The sequence below is a fragment of the Bacillus marinisedimentorum genome (assembly GCF_001644195.2).
GTDB classification, from domain to species: Bacteria; Bacillota; Bacilli; order Bacillales; family Bacillaceae_O; genus Bacillus_BL; species Bacillus_BL marinisedimentorum.
The window spans coordinates 32,238-49,080 of sequence record NZ_LWBL02000009.1; the positions used below are offsets into that span (position 1 = coordinate 32,238).

17 protein-coding genes are annotated in these 16,843 nt (G+C 47.0%); 11 read left to right on the plus strand and 6 right to left on the minus strand.

The features are described 5' to 3' along the window. The first annotated feature begins 142 nt into the window (after positions 1-142). The 3 genes from A4U59_RS02365 to A4U59_RS02375 all read left to right on the plus strand — a co-directional run bounded on the left by A4U59_RS02365 (position 143) and on the right by A4U59_RS02375 (position 2,292). Positions 143-1,447, plus strand: coding sequence for a Glu/Leu/Phe/Val family dehydrogenase (locus A4U59_RS02365; protein ID WP_070119597.1), 1,305 nt, complete (start codon positions 143-145; stop codon positions 1,445-1,447). Positions 1,448-1,742: 295 nt separating this feature from the next. Next, positions 1,743-1,925 carry a hypothetical protein gene (locus tag A4U59_RS02370; protein WP_070119598.1) on the plus strand — a complete coding sequence of 61 codons (183 nt, stop codon included), beginning with the start codon at positions 1,743-1,745 and terminating at the stop codon, positions 1,923-1,925. A 145-nt stretch (positions 1,926-2,070) separates the two neighbouring features. Then, complete coding sequence (locus A4U59_RS02375) at positions 2,071-2,292, plus strand: hypothetical protein (RefSeq protein ID WP_070119599.1); 222 nt, start codon at positions 2,071-2,073, stop codon at positions 2,290-2,292. Positions 2,293-2,366: 74 nt separating this feature from the next. Here the strand turns inward: A4U59_RS02375 and A4U59_RS21220 are convergent, their stop codons facing one another. Beyond that, entirely contained in the window at positions 2,367-2,507 is a 141-nt protein-coding gene (locus A4U59_RS21220; RefSeq protein WP_157888116.1) for a hypothetical protein, read from the minus strand. A 157-nt stretch (positions 2,508-2,664) separates the two neighbouring features. Continuing rightward, on the minus strand, positions 2,665-3,312 hold the full coding sequence (locus tag A4U59_RS02380; RefSeq protein ID WP_070119600.1) for an MOSC domain-containing protein: 648 nt from the start codon (positions 3,310-3,312) through the stop codon (positions 2,665-2,667). A gap of 175 nt (positions 3,313-3,487) precedes the next feature. On the opposite strand from A4U59_RS02380, the gene A4U59_RS02385 reads away from it, so the two are divergent. The 4 genes from A4U59_RS02385 (at position 3,488) to A4U59_RS22320 (ending at position 6,246) form a co-directional block, all read left to right on the plus strand. Further along, positions 3,488-3,712: a FeoA family protein gene (locus A4U59_RS02385; protein ID WP_070119601.1), complete on the plus strand. Its 225-nt coding sequence runs from the start codon at positions 3,488-3,490 to the stop codon at positions 3,710-3,712. Position 3,713: 1 nt separating this feature from the next. Further along, complete coding sequence (gene feoB / locus A4U59_RS02390; RefSeq protein ID WP_070119602.1) at positions 3,714-5,723, plus strand: ferrous iron transport protein B; 2,010 nt, start codon at positions 3,714-3,716, stop codon at positions 5,721-5,723. 15 nt (positions 5,724-5,738) lie between these two features. Beyond that, the gene (locus A4U59_RS02395; protein ID WP_070119603.1) at positions 5,739-5,927 is read left to right on the plus strand and encodes a FeoB-associated Cys-rich membrane protein; all 189 of its coding nucleotides are present in this window, start codon (positions 5,739-5,741) and stop codon (positions 5,925-5,927) included. A gap of 193 nt (positions 5,928-6,120) precedes the next feature. Next, complete coding sequence (locus A4U59_RS22320) at positions 6,121-6,246, plus strand: hypothetical protein (protein WP_281183304.1); 126 nt, start codon at positions 6,121-6,123, stop codon at positions 6,244-6,246. A 480-nt stretch (positions 6,247-6,726) separates the two neighbouring features. Here A4U59_RS22320 and A4U59_RS02400 read toward each other — a convergent pair whose 3' ends face one another. Then, positions 6,727-7,827, minus strand: coding sequence for a PQQ-dependent sugar dehydrogenase (locus tag A4U59_RS02400; RefSeq protein WP_070119604.1), 1,101 nt, complete (start codon positions 7,825-7,827; stop codon positions 6,727-6,729). Positions 7,828-7,990: 163 nt separating this feature from the next. Here A4U59_RS02400 and A4U59_RS02405 point away from each other — a divergent pair, with 163 nt between their 5' ends. From A4U59_RS02405 to A4U59_RS02420, 3 genes are all read left to right on the plus strand, one after another. Then, positions 7,991-8,509 (plus strand): ribonuclease H-like YkuK family protein, encoded by a 519-nt coding sequence (locus A4U59_RS02405; protein WP_070119605.1) that lies wholly within the window; start codon positions 7,991-7,993, stop codon positions 8,507-8,509. 594 nt (positions 8,510-9,103) lie between these two features. Further along, a complete protein-coding gene (locus A4U59_RS02415; protein WP_157888117.1) occupies positions 9,104-9,769 on the plus strand; it encodes a nucleoside deaminase in 666 nt (221 codons plus the stop codon). A gap of 156 nt (positions 9,770-9,925) precedes the next feature. Continuing rightward, positions 9,926-10,105, plus strand: coding sequence for a hypothetical protein (locus tag A4U59_RS02420; protein WP_070119608.1), 180 nt, complete (start codon positions 9,926-9,928; stop codon positions 10,103-10,105). 660 nt (positions 10,106-10,765) lie between these two features. Here A4U59_RS02420 and A4U59_RS02425 read toward each other — a convergent pair. Next, positions 10,766-13,231 carry a CoA-disulfide reductase gene (locus A4U59_RS02425; protein ID WP_070119609.1) on the minus strand — a complete coding sequence of 822 codons (2,466 nt, stop codon included), beginning with the start codon at positions 13,229-13,231 and terminating at the stop codon, positions 10,766-10,768. Between the two features lie 331 nt (positions 13,232-13,562). Between A4U59_RS02425 and A4U59_RS02430 the strand changes: the two genes are divergently transcribed. Next, on the plus strand, positions 13,563-14,288 hold the full coding sequence (locus A4U59_RS02430; protein WP_070119610.1) for a phosphatase PAP2 family protein: 726 nt from the start codon (positions 13,563-13,565) through the stop codon (positions 14,286-14,288). A 520-nt stretch (positions 14,289-14,808) separates the two neighbouring features. Here A4U59_RS02430 and A4U59_RS02435 read toward each other — a convergent pair. Together A4U59_RS02435 and A4U59_RS02440 are read right to left on the minus strand one after the other, a co-directional pair. Beyond that, on the minus strand, positions 14,809-15,141 hold the full coding sequence (locus tag A4U59_RS02435; RefSeq protein WP_070119611.1) for a KGG domain-containing protein: 333 nt from the start codon (positions 15,139-15,141) through the stop codon (positions 14,809-14,811). Positions 15,142-15,402: 261 nt separating this feature from the next. After that, entirely contained in the window at positions 15,403-16,836 is a 1,434-nt protein-coding gene (locus A4U59_RS02440) for a dihydrolipoyl dehydrogenase family protein (protein WP_070119660.1), read from the minus strand. Positions 16,837-16,843: the final 7 nt, after the last annotated feature.

Sequence of the window (16,843 nt, forward strand, 5' to 3'; positions counted from 1 at the left end):
TAATGAAAAAAACGAGGGTTTGGGATTTTTAGTGGAATGGAATAATCAATAAGAGGACGTATGAAATTGTTAGGAGGGATTTACTATCGTTCAAAAAACAGCCGAACATAACCAGAAAGTGGAGGCCAAAGTTAAATCGGAAATGGCAGTGAAGGAAAGAAAGAACGGTGTAGAAATAAACAATCCTTTTGAAATTGTCCAGAATTTGATGGAGACAGCAACTGAAACACTTGGATTGCCGCAGGCTTTTTATGAGGTTTTGAAGAAACCGAAGCGATTGATGAAAACCTCAATCCCAGTACGGATGGATGACGGCACATATCGTGAGTTTGAAGGAATCCGCTCGCAGCATATTGATGTGCTCGGGCCGACGAAAGGTGGTGTCCGCTTCCATCCCGCTGTCAATGAAGATGAGGTCAAGGCACTTTCCATGTGGATGTCGTTGAAAGCGGCGATTATGGGAATACCTTACGGCGGCGGAAAAGGGGGCATCATCGTTGATCCGCGGGAACTTTCGGAAAGGGAACTCGAAGAACTGAGCCGAGGTTTCATACGGGAGCTTGAACCGATCATTGGGCCTGAAAAAGATATTCCAGCGCCTGATGTAAACACCACCCCGGAAATCATGGGCTGGATGCTTGATGAATTTTCCCGCCTCAAAGGCAAAAATGTCCCTGGCATGATCACCGGCAAACCGATTATACTCGGCGGTTCTGAAGGCCGTGTCGAAGCAACCGGGCGGGGTGTTGTCATTACAATTGAAGAAGCCGCCAAACGGCTTGACCTGAACCTCTATAAAATGACTGCTGTTATTCAAGGCTTCGGAAACGTCGGCTCGATCACGGCCAAGCTGTTGGCAGAACGCGGCGTGAAAGTGGTCGGAATCACCGATGCAGGCGGCGGTGTGTATCATGAGGAAGGTCTCGACATCGATGACCTGATTGAATATGCAAAAGAATCAGGCACCGTCAACGGCTTTAAAGATTATGAGAGCCTGTCAAATGAAGATCTGTTTACTGCTGATGTCGACATTCTGATTCCAGCAGCACTTGAAAACCAGATCAATTCCAAAAACGGGTCAAAAATAAAAGCGAAAATTGTCGCAGAAGCGGCAAACGGCCCTACAACGCCTGAAGGAAATGAAGCCATGGAGAAAAACGGAGTCTTCATTATTCCTGACATCCTTTGCAATGCGGGCGGCGTCACCGTATCTTACTTTGAATGGGTGCAAAATATGATGCATTATTCCTGGGAGGAAGATGAAGTCAATCAAAAACTTCATAAAAAAATGACGGACGCCTTTGACGATGTTTTCCGCATGAAAGAAAACAAGCAAGTCCACATGCGGGATGCGGCATATCTTGTCGGTGTCGGCCGGCTGGCCGAAGCGATGAAAGCCCGCGGCTGGATCAAAGACTGGAATATGCCGATTAATTGCAAAGCATAAAAATGAGGTATCGTTATGTTAGGGACCACCCGCTCAAGGGTGGTCCTTTTTGCCGTTTCCGTTCTGTTTTGTTAAAAAGCTGACCTTCGATAGCCGCCGTCTTTCAGGTGTGGAAGTCCGCCTTAAGGTACCAGGAAATAGCCCTGTCATATCCCGGTGGTCCTGGTTACAGGAGGGCAATAAGGGTTCCCGCCGCCTTACATGAGCGGTTTTTTATATGGAATGTATTTTTGTATGCATGAATCTCCCGCCACCTTCAAAAAATAAGGACAACAGATCCAGAGGAGGCAAGATCATGACAAAACGAAAAGCATTCCGCAACGCTGCCAGCAAAAACAACAACACCCCAACCGAAAGCATGCCGGACACCGAATTCTCCGCCGACTTTGCCAACGGTGAAAACCCGATGAAAGGCGCCAACCGCAACTCCAAACAGGGCCGCTCCGGCAAAGAAATCCGCTCATCAAAAGAGGACTGACATGCGAACTGAAATGCCTGGCAATTGCCTGGGAAGTCCCAGGCAATTGCCAGGCACCAAAATCACCAAAAAATTTTACAAAGGTTCATTTTTTGTTGATTTGCCCAAACAACGGTAACCCCGTATAAGAATGGAGGAATTAAGTATGGAATTTCATCTGGAAAGTCATAACAGCCCAGTTTCATCTGCTGTTACGGTTGATGACGGAAATCACCGGTATATGGTTCGGAATGGCGACATAGATGGAGAGATGTTTGATACTCCGGAAGAGTTGGCGCAGTGGGTTATCCAGAATTGGCGCGTGGATGATTTCGTTGATAAGGATGGGTTTCAGCAAATGATTGTGCAGCTGGAACGGTATCTGTAACTGTATTTGGGGCCGGTGACTGCCGGCAGAATCAAGCCTCCATCTCATACAACATGATGATTATATACATTAGTTTAGCTGTTGAAGGACATGAGCAGTGCCGGTAACCAGATCGCGCGGAAGCTCTCCGGCACTGAATCAATATCCATTGCCTCAAACAGCATCCGGTCATGCAGTCCGGTAACGAACGAGCGGACAGGGTGCAGGTGCTGCATGTAATTTACCCAGTGCTTTTTACAGCACTACCGTGTTTTTCAGCATCCAATAAAGCGGTGCAACCGAAGAAAATAAATATTTCGATTCAAGCCCGGATTTCTATGTATGCAATTTAGATAATGCATGTCCTTTCCCTCATTACTTTCAAAAAACTGACTACAACTCTCCCAGTTTCCTGACAAGGCGTTCTTTCAGGTTTACCGCCAGCGCTTCTGCCTGCAAAACCCGCTCAATTCCCTGCCGGTTGTCGTTGTCGTGGAACCAGATCCTGGCAACTTCAGCGACAGCGATTTCCACAGGATCCTTGCTCACAAGTTTCATTCTGTCACCAGGCCTTGCGCTTCCTTCTTCCAACACCCTTAAATAAAAACCAGTGAACCCCGTTTGTTCAACAAGCAGTGCCGCGTCCTTCCGCCTTAGTTTATAACCGAGTTTCCAGCACGGTTTCCGCGGCATTGAAACTTGCAGCACCGCACTCCCCATTTGAAAGGTATCCCCGATATATGTATTCGTTTCCGTTAAGCCTTCAACTGTCAAATTTTCACCGAACGCAGCAGGGCCGAGTTTTCGCCCCAATTCCTTTTCCCAATAGGAATACCGGTCATAGGAATACGCATTCACTGCCTTATCAAGGCCGCCATGGTTCTCAATGTCCCCCTGCCCGTCTCCCTTGATATTCGTTTTTGTGATGTATGCCGTTTCGGTTACCGGCTTTTTATGAATACCTGAACGAAAGGTTTTTCCGTTGAACGAGACTTCTTCCGGTTCGGCGATACTTATGTTTCTTACAATATATTCACTCATGGCACATCCCCCTTCATTCCAGTATAGCAGGTCCATTTCGCCGGTGTTTATAGAATTGACATAACAGGTTCACGGAATTGTTACAGTTCCCCTGCTCTCTTGCTTAAAATTGGTGCTATAGTAAAACTATCAAATGAGAAAGATTATCATTGTTATAAAGCGAGGGGCTGCCGTTATGTATTTAGATTCACTGCGAACTGGCGATAAAGCCAGGATACTAGAATTTGTTGCCGTAAATGATATGCTGAAACGCAGGCTGATTGATATGGGGATCAAAGAAGGGTCTGAAATCTGCATGAAATCGTGCATGCCATTCGGAGGACCATGCATGATTACTGCCAATGACCAGTGTGTCAGCATCCGCCGAAAAGAAGCGCACGGCATAAAGGTGGAATCATAATATGACTCAGTTTGCATTATTCGGAAACCCAAACACAGGTAAAACATCATTGTTCAACAGCTTGACGGGCTCCTATGAATACGTTGGAAACTGGAGCGGCGTGACTGTCGAAAAAAAAGTCGGCCTGCTCCGCAATAAAAAAGGCGAGCTCATTGATCTTCCCGGAGTCTATTCTTTAAATCCCCTCTCACGTGATGAAGGAGTCGTCACCCAGTTTTTGCTCACCGAGCATTTTTCGCAATCATTGAATATCATTGACGCATCAAAGCTGCACCGTAACATGCACTTGACCGTCCAGCTTTTGGAATTCGGAAAACCCGTCATCATCGGCCTAAACATGATTGATGTCGCCAAAGCCCGCGGCATCCAGGTAGATGAAAAAAAGCTGTCAAGGCAGCTCGGCGTCCCGGTAACATCCATCAGCGCCAGAAGCGGCCGGGGAATCACAGAATTATCGGAACAACTCCATGCCTTTGACGGAGAGAATGCCAGGCCGTTTGAACTGGATTACGGCATTCATGTGGAATCTGCGATTCAGCAATTCATTGAACGGGCACCTGACTTCCCGAACCTTTCAAAAAGATGGATTGCCGTCCAATATTTCGAAGGCAACCAACAGGTTAAAGAATACTTGAAGGATTCCATTCCAAATGAGTGGCTCGAAACACTCCACTCTGAAACTGAACAAAAAATCATTGCGGGTAAAACAGCAAAGTCGCTCCATGAATATATCCATCATGTCCGCCAGCAATATATTGATCAAGTAATAAAGGATTCCACTGTTCAAGATCAAGCTGAACGAAAAACATTCACCGACCGACTTGACCAGATTGTCACGAATAAATACCTCGGCATACCGATATTCCTCGGCTTCATGTACTTAATGTTCATGCTGACGTTCGATTGGCTCGGGTTTCCGTTGTCAGACGCCCTTGACACATTCATGTCAGGCCCGCTGACTGAGTGGATCACCGCCGGCCTGGGGGCAGTCGGTGCTTCGGCTTTCATCCATTCGCTTATCCTTGACGGTATCGTCGCTGGAGTTGGCGGTGTTCTCGTCTTCGTACCGCAAATCTTTATCCTGTTTTTCTTCATCTCGTTTCTTGAAGATTCCGGCTACATGGCCCGCGTCGCCACCGTCATGGACAGAGTCATGGATATGATCGGCTTGAACGGCAAAGCGTTCATCCCGATGATTATCGGATTTGGCTGCAACGTACCGGGTGTCATGGCAGCCCGGACGGTCGAACAGCCGAAAGAACGGCTGCTGACTCTGCTGCTTACACCGCTCATGTCCTGCTCGGCACGGCTGCCGGTATATGCTCTCTTTGTGGGCGCCTTTTTCGCCAAGTACCAGGCACTTGTCGTTTTTTCTTTATATGTTCTCGGCATCGTCATCGCTTTCATACTCGCCAAAGTGTTCTCATCCACCATTTTGAAAGGTGAAACATCTTTCTTTTTCGTGGAATTGCCGCCATACCGTGTACCGCAATTCAGGACGTTGTGGAGAAGCACGTGGGAAAAAGGAAAAGGATTTATTAAAAAAGCCGGTACGTTCATCTTCGCCGGTTCCGTCATCATTTGGCTCCTGTCCTATGCCGGTCCAGGAGGAATCGATGTACCGATGGACGAAAGCTTTCTGGCTATGGTCGGCGGCATCATTGCCCCGCTGTTTGCACCGCTTGGCTTCGGAACCTGGCAGGCAGGCGCAGCATTGATGACCGGTTTCCTGGCAAAAGAAGTCATCGTTTCCACAATGAATATTATTTATTTCGTTCCTGATGCAGCTGCATTGCAAGGATTGATGACCGAACATTTCACACCGCTTGCTGCATTCAGTTTCATGGTTTTCATCTTGCTGTACATCCCGTGCCTTGCAACTGCCGCCACGATCATGAAGGAATCCGGCTCAAAAAAGTGGACCGCCTTCTCAATCGGATATGCACTTGTCATCGCCTACTTCCTCTCGCTCATCATCTATCAAGGAGGAAAATTGATTGGGCTATCTTAGGAAAGAAGGGGTATTATGTTAGTCAATTTGATCATCGGCGGAGCGATATTCGGCTATGCAGCCTGGGCAATGTTCCGCTATATCAAAAAAAGCAAAGAAGGGAAATGCGCAGCTTGTTCGATCAAAGACTCCTGCACATCCCAGTGCTGCCCTGAAGGAACGATCGAAAACAACAGCACCTGCAGCACAGCCGACCATAAATAACAAAAACAAGCCTTCCGTCATCGCGGGAGGCTTGTTTTCCAATATATGAAAAAAATTTAAGAAAATTCATATTTTCTAGTTTAAGGAAATCAAAAAACGGAAACAACGCACTAACAGCATAAAAATTGTGCTGCTGGATTTTTTCTACACTCGTTTTTCAGACGCGGCTACTTTTATACGGGAGGTCGGTAACATGACCATCATTTTCAGCAAAGGAATGGAAGCATTTAAAAAAGATGCGGAACAGCAGCAAACCGGACAGAATACGCTAAACACTTCCCAATACCGTCAAACAGGAATCCAAAACCCGCGGAAGTAACTGTTTTTGGCCGTCTCACCCTAAAGCACACACCCCTGATCAGCTGGCGTTATGATATGTTTCGCCAGCTTTTTTTGTTGGCTGATTTCTTCTGAAAACCAACAGCCTTTTTTACGGGAAACGGGACTGGCAGCCTGCCGATGACTTCGTTTCCCATCATAATTTGGGCGTTCATGCCAGATCATGCAGGGTTCACGCCGACACCCTTTTATTTGCGCAGAACAGAAAGGCCGGATACAGCTTTCGCGCCATATTCCGGCCCTTTCAAGCGGAAGCACGACGGTTTTACGCCTAACAGCTGCTTATTCACGCCGAAGCTCCGACTTTTCACGCCAAACAGCGATTTTCAAGCCATTCCAAGGATTTTTCTCGCCCTAACAAGCCCGTTTCAGGCCGAGCACAAGACAATTTGGCATACGTTTCATGGCCAAACTCCTCAACATCCACAAGCTCCAACACGTCACATCCAGCCAACCAGACTCATTCCCCCAGGTCAACCTTCAGCAAATGATCATCATCCTCATCCGGATTGCCGCGTCCGTCCGTATTGTTGGTGATGAGGTACATTGTGCCATCGCCTTCAATAAAGATGTCCCTGATCCGCCCTGCTCCTTCGAATAAGACAGATGACTCCTGTTTCTTAAGGTCAAACCTCCTGATTTGGCGTCCTGCTAGTCCTGCCGCATAAAGGTTGCCGCTATAATAACCAAGTCCGGACGGAGCCCATGTTTCATTGCCGGAGTGGAAAACAGGAGTCTCCATTGCTTCTTGCTGCTCGTCTCCCTGAATGACAGGCCATCCGTAATTTTTGCCCGGTTCGATCTTATTGATTTCATCATGGGCACTCTGGCCATGTTCAGCTGCATACATGGTTCCCTCTTCGCTCCAGGCCAGTCCCTGCGGATTGCGGTGCCCATATGAATACACCGGTGAATTTTCAACCGGATTCTCTGATGGGATCGAACCATCCAGGGCAATCCTTAAAATCTTCCCGTTTAACACACTGGGGTCCTGGGCGGCCTCCGCTTCTCCGGCATCACCTGCTGCCGCATACAGATAACCGTCAGGTCCGATTGCGATGCGGCCGCCGTTATGAATCCGGCCACCTGGAATGGAACCGAGGAGCTCCTGCTCTTCAACCCATTCATTTTCCTTCCGTTCGACCGCAACAATACGGTTCAGTGTTTCACCGCTTTCTTGATAGGTATAATAGATGATTGCCCTTTGATTTTTGTGATAGTCAGGATGCAGGACAAAACCGAGCAGTCCCCCTTCTCCGCGTGCCGATATTTCTTTTTCAAGGTTGAGCGCCATGTCCTCCCTTTTTTCATTCGAGTCGATTCTGGTTATGTTTCCGTTCCGCTCACTGATAAAAAAAACGTCTTCAGTTTTTGCGATATCCCACGGGATATCCAGATTGGATGCAAGCACTTCAGCATCCGGAATCCGGCTCTCTTTGTCATTGCCAGATTCCATACTTGATTCCTTCTGCTGCTTTGGAGCCTCTTTCGCCGTTTCATTTTCTTCAGAACAGCCGGCGGCTGCCGCAAGTATCAGCAATAAAACAAGTAATCTATACAAATTCGCTCACCCCTTTTTATTCACTATAGGAATGAAGCCGCGGAATGTTCAAATCATATGTTTGAAACCTTTATCTTAGGCGTCCGCCACAAACCTTGCACATATTTCCTGCAGGCTGCCATAAATTATAGTATCCGCACTTTTTAAAAAATGGAGTGACACGATGTATATTGAAGCACCATTTTACAACGGGACAAGTAAGGACATGGATTTTGACGATGTTTTCAGCCATATAAAAGATTTCATTATAAAAGACCCGCGCGCCGCATACCGGTTATCAATCGGTACCGATTCGCACGTGCATCGCGATTATACCCGTTTCATCACTGCAATCCACTTGCACCGCATCGGCAAGGGGGCATGGGGGTGCCTCCGCGAATATAATGAAAAAAGGCGCATTACCAGTTTAAAAGAAAAAATTTCAAAGGAGACAACGTTAAGCCAGGAAGTCGCCTACCGGTTTGCGATGGGTCCGATAGAAGATCTCGCGGAGCTGATTGCACCTTACGAAGATGAAGGCGCAAGCCTCGAATTTGAAGTCCACCTCGATATCGGCAAAAAAGGATTGACCCGCAACTTAATCGGCGAGATGACAAGGCGGATTGATTCGATGGGCATTGGCGTCAGAATCAAACCTGACTCTTATGCCGCTTCAAGCTATGCCCATCGTGAAACAAAGTAACTGCAGAGAAACGATTCCAAAGAAACAAGCGGCCGATGCGCAGGCCGCTTTTATCTTTGCTTAATATGGGGTTCTGAACATGCTGTCATGGTGATTATTTTGAAAGAATTTTTCCATTGCCTGGATATTGCTGAACTTAATTCCGTCTTTTTGGACACTGCAGCGCCGGCAAATCGGCTTTCTTATCTGAGCACAGCTGCTGGCGGCTTTTCTTCCGCAATAGACACATTCCATGGGAGAGTTCCTCCTTAATATAAAGGCTGTGGTAAATCACATTGCTGCATTACTTGACAAACCGATTCAAATCAGCGAAGCTCCTGCGGCTAATCCAAGCTATCAGGTTCCCGCCGCGAGGAACGAACGGAGAGTGCTACTATTTCCTCAGCTGAAAGCGAACGGTATTGCGATTTGTTTTATCACCATTATGGTCTGGCTGAACCACATATAAAAATACTTTTCGCGAATTTTGAAATTCAGTTTGTTATTGTTTAAATTCCGCTTTTGAAAGCGATTAAAACTTCTATTTTTTTCAAATTTAAATTTCCTCTTCAACCAACTATTCTTCTATAATAAACAATAGGGTAAATGAAAGGGATGGTGGTACAGTTGTGGAATGAATTATCACAGGAATGGCAGCAATGTTTCGAACTCGTATGGGAGGCATTCAAAGACGGGGCCAGGCCGATTGCGGCATTTGTCACAGACAAATCTGGAAACATCGTTTCAACCGGAAAAAGCACCGTTTTTCAGTATTCAGAAATTGAACCGGTCTCTCACAATGAGCTGGCACATGCGGAAGTGAATGCCCTGTTAAAGTTAGATAACCGTATCCATCAGGACACAGAAGGCTATACGCTGTACACAAGCTTAGAGCCTTGCCCGCTCTGTTTCAGCGCGTTTTATATGTCCGGCCTCCGCAATCTGCAGTTCGGGGCCTTCGATAAGTACGGCGGCAGCACAAACCTTTGCGGTACGACTCCATATCTAAGCCGGAAACCAATTAAGATGATCGGCCCGGTACCTCACTTTGAAGATGTATCGGCCTTTTTTACAGTGTATTTCGATATCAGCAAATCGTATGCCAAAGGAGCCCAGGTCCATAATCGAATGAAAGAAGATTATCCGGAGGCCGTTCAACTTGGACGGGACTGGGGCGGCGTGAAGAAGCTAGAGCAATACCGGGACATGCCTGCCGAAAAAATCTTCACCGTCGTGTCATCCGAAATTCAATGTATGAAAAAGCTGGTCCATGCGGAATAAATTATGTGCCGCCAAATATACATAGGTGAGAAATTACTGTCACCAAAAGTTCTTCATTTGCTTGTATATGAAGAATCCAGCGGTGATATATATGGTATCAAGAGCGAATCGCAATAGCAGCTTCGCAGAAAAAACGCCTCGACAGGAGGAGACGGCATGTCCATCAGGGAAGAAGATATCGAAAAGGTACTCCAGGAATATGATGTGAATATGGCGGTAAGTGATTTTCCCATCACCGAAGAAATCCAGGAACTTGTCCGAAAAAGGCTGACCGGCATAATCAGTGATGAAGAGCTTCATGCGTTGACCCTTGAACTTTTTAAAAAGAAAAGGTAAAAAACAGCCGTTAACACCCGGACCGCTTTCCCATTGAAACTGAGAGCGGCCCTTTGTTTCGTTGGCTTGTTTTATTCCGGCTGATTTTTCCCTGGAAGGTTTCCGTATAGCATGTGTAACAATCTTATAAAGAAAACTTGCCCGATTCGGCGAGCCTTCAAGCGGGGAATGGTTTGGTTTTGAGTGAAGGGTACTGAATTGCCGTTCAGTGCTTGTATTGTTGACTTTGCCTCATTTATAGGCACCGGAAGCGGGATTCCGTGCCTGTAATCTTGAATTCTCATTGATTACAGTCATTGAAAACAGGTTTCCGTGTCTTTATGTTGATCATTCAGCTGTTTACAGGCACTGAGCCGAGGAAGTCCCCATGACACCCCCTGTAAAGAAGACACTATGAATATCACCTCAAATTAACATAGCAAACAACAACTGAATTAACACCCCAATTCGCACGATGACAACATCTGTTGTCACGAATATCGACGTGTTATTTAGTCAGCTGTCTCCTTCTAATTTTTTTATGAAGGCTGATATATCAATAAAAAAGCATACCAATTACAATGTAATTGATATGCTGATTCATCTTCTTACTATAATGCTTCTCCACGTAAACGGAACTGCTTACCGACAGGACGGGCCTCCTTATTAATTGCCAGAACCTTAAATAAACAAATTCAATCCAGCTGCTTCTGCGTCGCCAAGATATGCAGCCACTCCTCCAAGTTCGACGCCGTCAATAAGTTCCTCCTCTTTGATTCCCATAAGATCCATGGACATCGAACAAGCCACAATCCTCACCCCGGCGTCCAGTGCGTTTTGCATCAGGACTTCAAGCGTGTCGACGTTTTTCTGTTTCATCATATTACGTATCAATCTAGGTCCCATACCGCCCATATTCATTTTTGAAAGCGGCAGGGATCCCGGGCCTCTAGGCATCAAGCGCGCAAACATTTTTTCCATGAAGTTCTTTTTGATCGGGCCGGCCTGTTCTTTCCGCAATACATTCAACCCCCAGAATGTAAAGAACATTGTCACATTTTTGCCCATTGCCGCTGAACCGGATGCAATAATGAAAGACGCGATTGCTTTGTCCAGGTCCCCGCTGAACACGACCATCGTAGATCCATCCTTCGTTTCGATCACCGGGCTTGAAGGCTTTTCGGAGAGGACATTCAGCGGTGCGCCTTTCCGTATGAACGCTTTGAATGTTTTGTCTTCAAAGCTGGTGCCGACAAGCGTGTTTCTCGTGTTGGCGCACCATGCTTTTATATCTTTTGCAAAACCGGGGTCCGTCGCCTGGACTTCGAGCACTTCGCCGTCGTTCATCACTTTGATTTGTTCATTCACTTTCATAATTGGCCCCGGGCACTGCAGCCCGCATGCATTCAGAACTGTTACAGCTTCTGGTTGTTCGGCTTCCTCTTTTCCAAGTGTTACGCCTGAGTCATTAAAATTAGTATCACAATGATTCTGGCCTGCAGTATCGTATACACAGGAATATGTCCGGAATCCGCCATCAAGGTTTTTAACAGGGAAACCATTTTGTGCAAGGATACGGGCGGCGAGATATCCGCGCAGCCCAACCTGGCAATATACATAAATCATTTCATCCTTCGGCAGTTCACCGAGACGATTGCGCAGTTCACCAAGCGGAATGTTTTTTGAACCGTTGATCGCCCCCATATCACATTCCATCGGTTCGCGGACATCGATTAAAAGAGCGCCGTTTTCGACAATAGCATCGATTTCATGCCATTGAACCGTTTCATTTTTGCCCTCAAGGACGTTCATAGCTGCATACCCTGCCATATTGACAGGGTCTTTGGCTGATGAAAAAGGAGGAGCATAAGCAAGTTCGAGGTCCGGAAGATCGAAAATGGTCAATCCGCCTTTAATTGCAGTTGCTAGGACATCGATCCGCTTGTCTGCCCCATCGTAAGAAACGGCCTGGGCCCCGAAGATTTTACCGGTATCCGGCTCAAAGACGAGCTTCATGGATATTGGGAACGATCCCGGATAATACCCGGCGTGTGAACCAGGATGCACATGGATCACTTCGTGTTCGATACCCATCTGTTTCAGTGTTTTTTCATTCAATCCAGTTGCAGCAGCCGTCATATCAAATACTTTCGCGATCGAGGTGCCAAGTGTTCCGCTGTATTTGACGTCATAGCCGTTGATATGGTCTGCGACAAGGCGGCCCTGGCGGTTAGCCGGCCATGCGAGCGGTATCATCGCCGGTTTGCCGAGGATATAATCTTTTACTTCAATGGCGTCTCCGATTGCATATATGGAAGGGTCATCCGTCTGAAGGGCGTCATTCACTTTTATGCCGCCCCTGTTGCCAATGGCAAGACCCGCCTCTTTAGCCAGCATGTTTTCAGGCTGCACGCCTATTGCAAGGATGATCATGTCGGTCTGCAGCTTCTGTCCGCTGTTCAAATGGATTGTTTTTCCTTCATTTGCAAAGCGTTCGACCCCATCATCAAGAATCAGATTGACGCCTTTATCCGCAAAATGCTGGTGAAGAATCGCAGCCATTTCGTAATCGAGGGGTGCCATGATTTGATCTGCCATTTCAACAAGTGTGACATCAAGGCCAAGGTCATGGAGATTCTCAGCCATTTCGACCCCTATGAAACCTCCCCCGACAACAACAGCTTTGCCCGGCTTTTTCTCTTCAATATATGACTTGATTTTATCAGTATCAGGGACATTGCGGAGTGTAAACAGCTCTTTGGCATCTTCAATTCCTGGAATATTCGGCTTGATCGGTTTAGCACCCGGGGAAAGGACAAGCTTGTCATAACTTTCTTCGTACGTTTCGCCCGTCACAACTTTTCTGACAGTTACCATTTTTCTTTCCCTGTTTATGCTCACTACTTCACTTAAATTTCTAATATCAAGATTGAATTTTTTTGACATGCCCTCCACGGTTTGCACCAATAGAGCATCGCGATCCTGGATTGTGCCGCCGATGTAGTATGGAAGTCCGCAGTTGGCAAACGATATATATTCTCCCCGTTCAAACATAATGATTTCCGCCTGTTCATCAAGCCGGCGAAGGCGTGCTGCCGTTGTGGCTCCTCCTGCTACTCCGCCAACAATTACGATTTTATTATTCATGATGTATGTTCTCCTCTCACATTCTTCTCATTCTTCTTTTTGGTATGGGGTACGGGTAAGGGTAAATAGCATCTTTACTTTGTGAATCATATCACAATGACTCACCGAGCGGTAGAGTTTGTGTAACTTGTCACAATCTATTCATATAGTTGGCTATTTCAGGAAGAAAATTCGAATGGAAAAGTTCATGGAATATTGGATAAGGTCTATGCAGAAGGTATTATATAGTGAAATTCGCACCCCGCTTCAGGCTGGCTGTTTAGAGAGCTCTGAGCGGGGAAGTATCATTATAGCAACGGAATAATTTGTATAGCCAAAGGATGTGAACGTTTTGGATCAGCAACATGAAGAAAAACTCAAAGAAGCGGGTTTTCCGCTGCTCTTGCTGCTGATTGGCCTCGGTGCCGCTGGCCTGTCCCTCTTTATCTTTTCAGAACTGGCTGAAGATATCCTGGCATCTGAAACCATCCGATTTGACGCGGCAGTGGTCGGCCTTTTCGTATCGATTAGCAGTGAGCCGCTCGACCAGGCGATGATTCTGATTACAGAGCTCGGGTCGGTTTGGTTTTTGACTGCACTGTCACTCATGGTCCTCGCTTTTCTCTGGGTTAGGTATCGGGATAAATGGGGCATTTTGTTTTTTGCTATAGGAGTGGCCGGCGGCGGAATCCTGACCAAAATACTTAAGAGCACGTATGAACGGAGCAGGCCTGGCATTAATCCCGATATTGATGCTGTAGGTTACAGCTTTCCAAGCGGACATGCGATGGGATCGCTTGTGTTTTACGGTTTTGCTATTTATTTTATTGTGCGCAGCCGGTTGTCCCGCACAGCTAAATGGCTCGGATCCATCACTTCGGGGGTTCTCATCATTTTGATTGGCATCAGCCGGATCTATCTCGGTGCCCATTATCCGAGTGATGTTGCTGCCGGTTATTCGGCGGGGCTGATCTGGCTTGCTATGGCCGTTCTCGCCCTTGAGTATGTGGAATGGCATACTCGGAATAACATTCGTCCTGTCCGCGCTTTGCGGAATTTATTGAGTGATTTGATTTAAGGATACGGTTCCCGGGTGGAACCGTTTTGTTTTACATATTGTGCGAAGGAAAAATCAATATTATCAATCAATTGATAGTTCAGATTCAGTCTTAAATTGAGTGGTTTTGAATGATCTCTTCTACATGATTGTTATTTAATTATGTTTTGGATATTGGCCGGTTCGGGTTTGCGAGACTCTGGTGGGAACTGATGGACAGGTGAGACCCGAATCTGCAGGGGCGTTAGCTATGATGAGACTTACTGCCCGTCCCGGAAAGCGTGGTTGTTTTCGGTCTTAGGTCTTTAACGAAGTGCATGAGGCCAGAAGTTTTTATGAATTTCCAGCGTTACTGCCGTCATTTGGAGTCTGCTTTCCCGTTTCTTTCCAGTCCACTTCTAGCCTTTTCCCCGGAGTCCCTCTCGTCCTTCCGCCCTTTTCAGAACAATTATCCTTGAAGGAATGCCGTCAACCGTAAAAAAACCCCGGTCCATTCGGAACCGGGGCTTCTTACATTTATTGTCATGTCAAAAGGGTTATATTATTTATTGTCATTGTTGGCGCGGGCATTTCCGCCTTTTTCGCCGATTTCTTCGTAAAATTCGCGGTCATGGTTACGGGAAGTGGCTTCTCCGCCCTTCTCGCCAATTTCCTGATAAAATTCTTTGTCGTGGCTTTCAGCAGTTGCTTCTCCGCCTTTTTCACCAATCTCTTTGTAGAAGTCTTTGTCATGGCTTTCGGATGTCGCTTCTCCGCCTTTTTTACCGATTTCCTGATAGAATTCTTTATCGTGAGTGCGAGAAGTAGTTTCTCCGCCCTTACGTCCAGCTTCTTCAAGTGTCATGTCACGGTTATCGTCTTTTCTGTTTGCCATGATGAAATACACTCCTTTTTGTATAGTTTCTAGTTGATCCTACAGTAAGTGTTTACCACTTATTGGAATCTCCTAAACATCTGCATGCTGCTGAGACTTAGAAGATCCAGCAGAATCAACTTGGTACTATGTGTACCTCGTGATAATGATTTCAAACATCAGGTGGGGATATTTGGGCATTTGAATAATAATTGAAAATCTCGAAAAAAAACTGCAACAAAAAGTGCCTGGCAATTGCGACGCAATTGCCAGGCACTTTTTTCACAACATCCATTTCACGTAGTTTTTCAAGATCCGGTTCAGTGGGCCGTTGAACAGTTTTTGGCGCCAGTATTGGTCGGCTGCTTGCTGGATGATGGCTCCCCGGGTCGGGTAGGGGTGGATGACGCTGGAGATGGTTCCGATTTTGCGGTTGTGGTGTTTTGCGTATACGAGCTGCTGCATCCATGTGCTGGCGTCCTTCCCGGCGGCATGGGCTCCTAGTATGTTTCCTTTTTTATCGGTGATTACTTTCAAGAGGCCTTCTTTTTCTCTTGCTGTGATAAACCGGTCCACATCCCCAGCTGCTGCTTTATACACCTCAATACTGCTGCCGTACTTAAGCCGCGCTTCTTTCTCCGTCAGTCCAAGGTGATAGATTTCCGGGTCTGTATACGTTACCCACGGCAAACTGTCGTAGCGCACTTTCCTGCTTAAACCGAACACTGCATTGCTTACGGCTATTTTACCCTCCATACCGGCGGCATGTGTAAACATATACTTGCCGGTTACGTCGCCGACCGCGTATATATGCTTGTTTGAGGTCCGCATGCAGCGATCCACTTTCACATATCCGTTTTCCGTTTTAACGCCCGCTTTTTCCAGACACAGGCCATCTGTATTCGGAAGCCGCCCTGCTGCCAGGAAAAGTGCCTCTGCCCTTATTTCATCCGTTACACCATTCTGCTCGACGGTCAGAACCGTTTCGCCGTTCTCCCCTTTCACATGGATAATATTACATCCGAGCCTGATAGACAGCTCTTTCTCAAGTCGGCCTTTCACGCACTGGACCACACCCCTGTCTTCCCCCGGCAGCAAGTTCTTCCCGATTTCAAGAACCGTGACACGGGCCCCGAGGCGGGCCAGGGCCTGCGAAACCTCAAGCCCTGTCGGCCCGGCCCCTACAGTCACGATCCGTTCGGGCAGTCTTTCGAGTGAAAACACGGTTTCATTCGTAATATAATGAATGGAGTCAAGTCCCGGGATTTGTGGAATGAACGGCCTTGAACCTGTTGCAATGATAATCCGCCGCCCCCTGATGTGATGCTGCTCTTTTCCGTGAATTTCAATTATATGTTCATCCGCAAAGCAGGCACTTCCCTCATAAAAATCGACGCCCAACGCGGCAAACCGCTCTATACTGTCATGAGTCTGGATTTTAGCAATGGAAGCTTTAACCCGTTCCATCGCCGCCTGAAAAGACGGTTTTCCGTCCATTTCCAAACCGAATTCAACTGCTGCCCTTCCGATGTCATAAACGGACCGGGCTGCTTCTATAAGCGCTTTTGACGGGACGCAGCCCGAGTGAAGACAATCACCACCCGGGTTCTTGCTCTTTTCAACTACAGCGACAGTCGCCCCGAGGCTCGCTGCCCCGGCAGCAACCGTCAGGCCCCCGGCACCGCCTCCGATTACGATCACCTGATATTCTTTCATATCCATG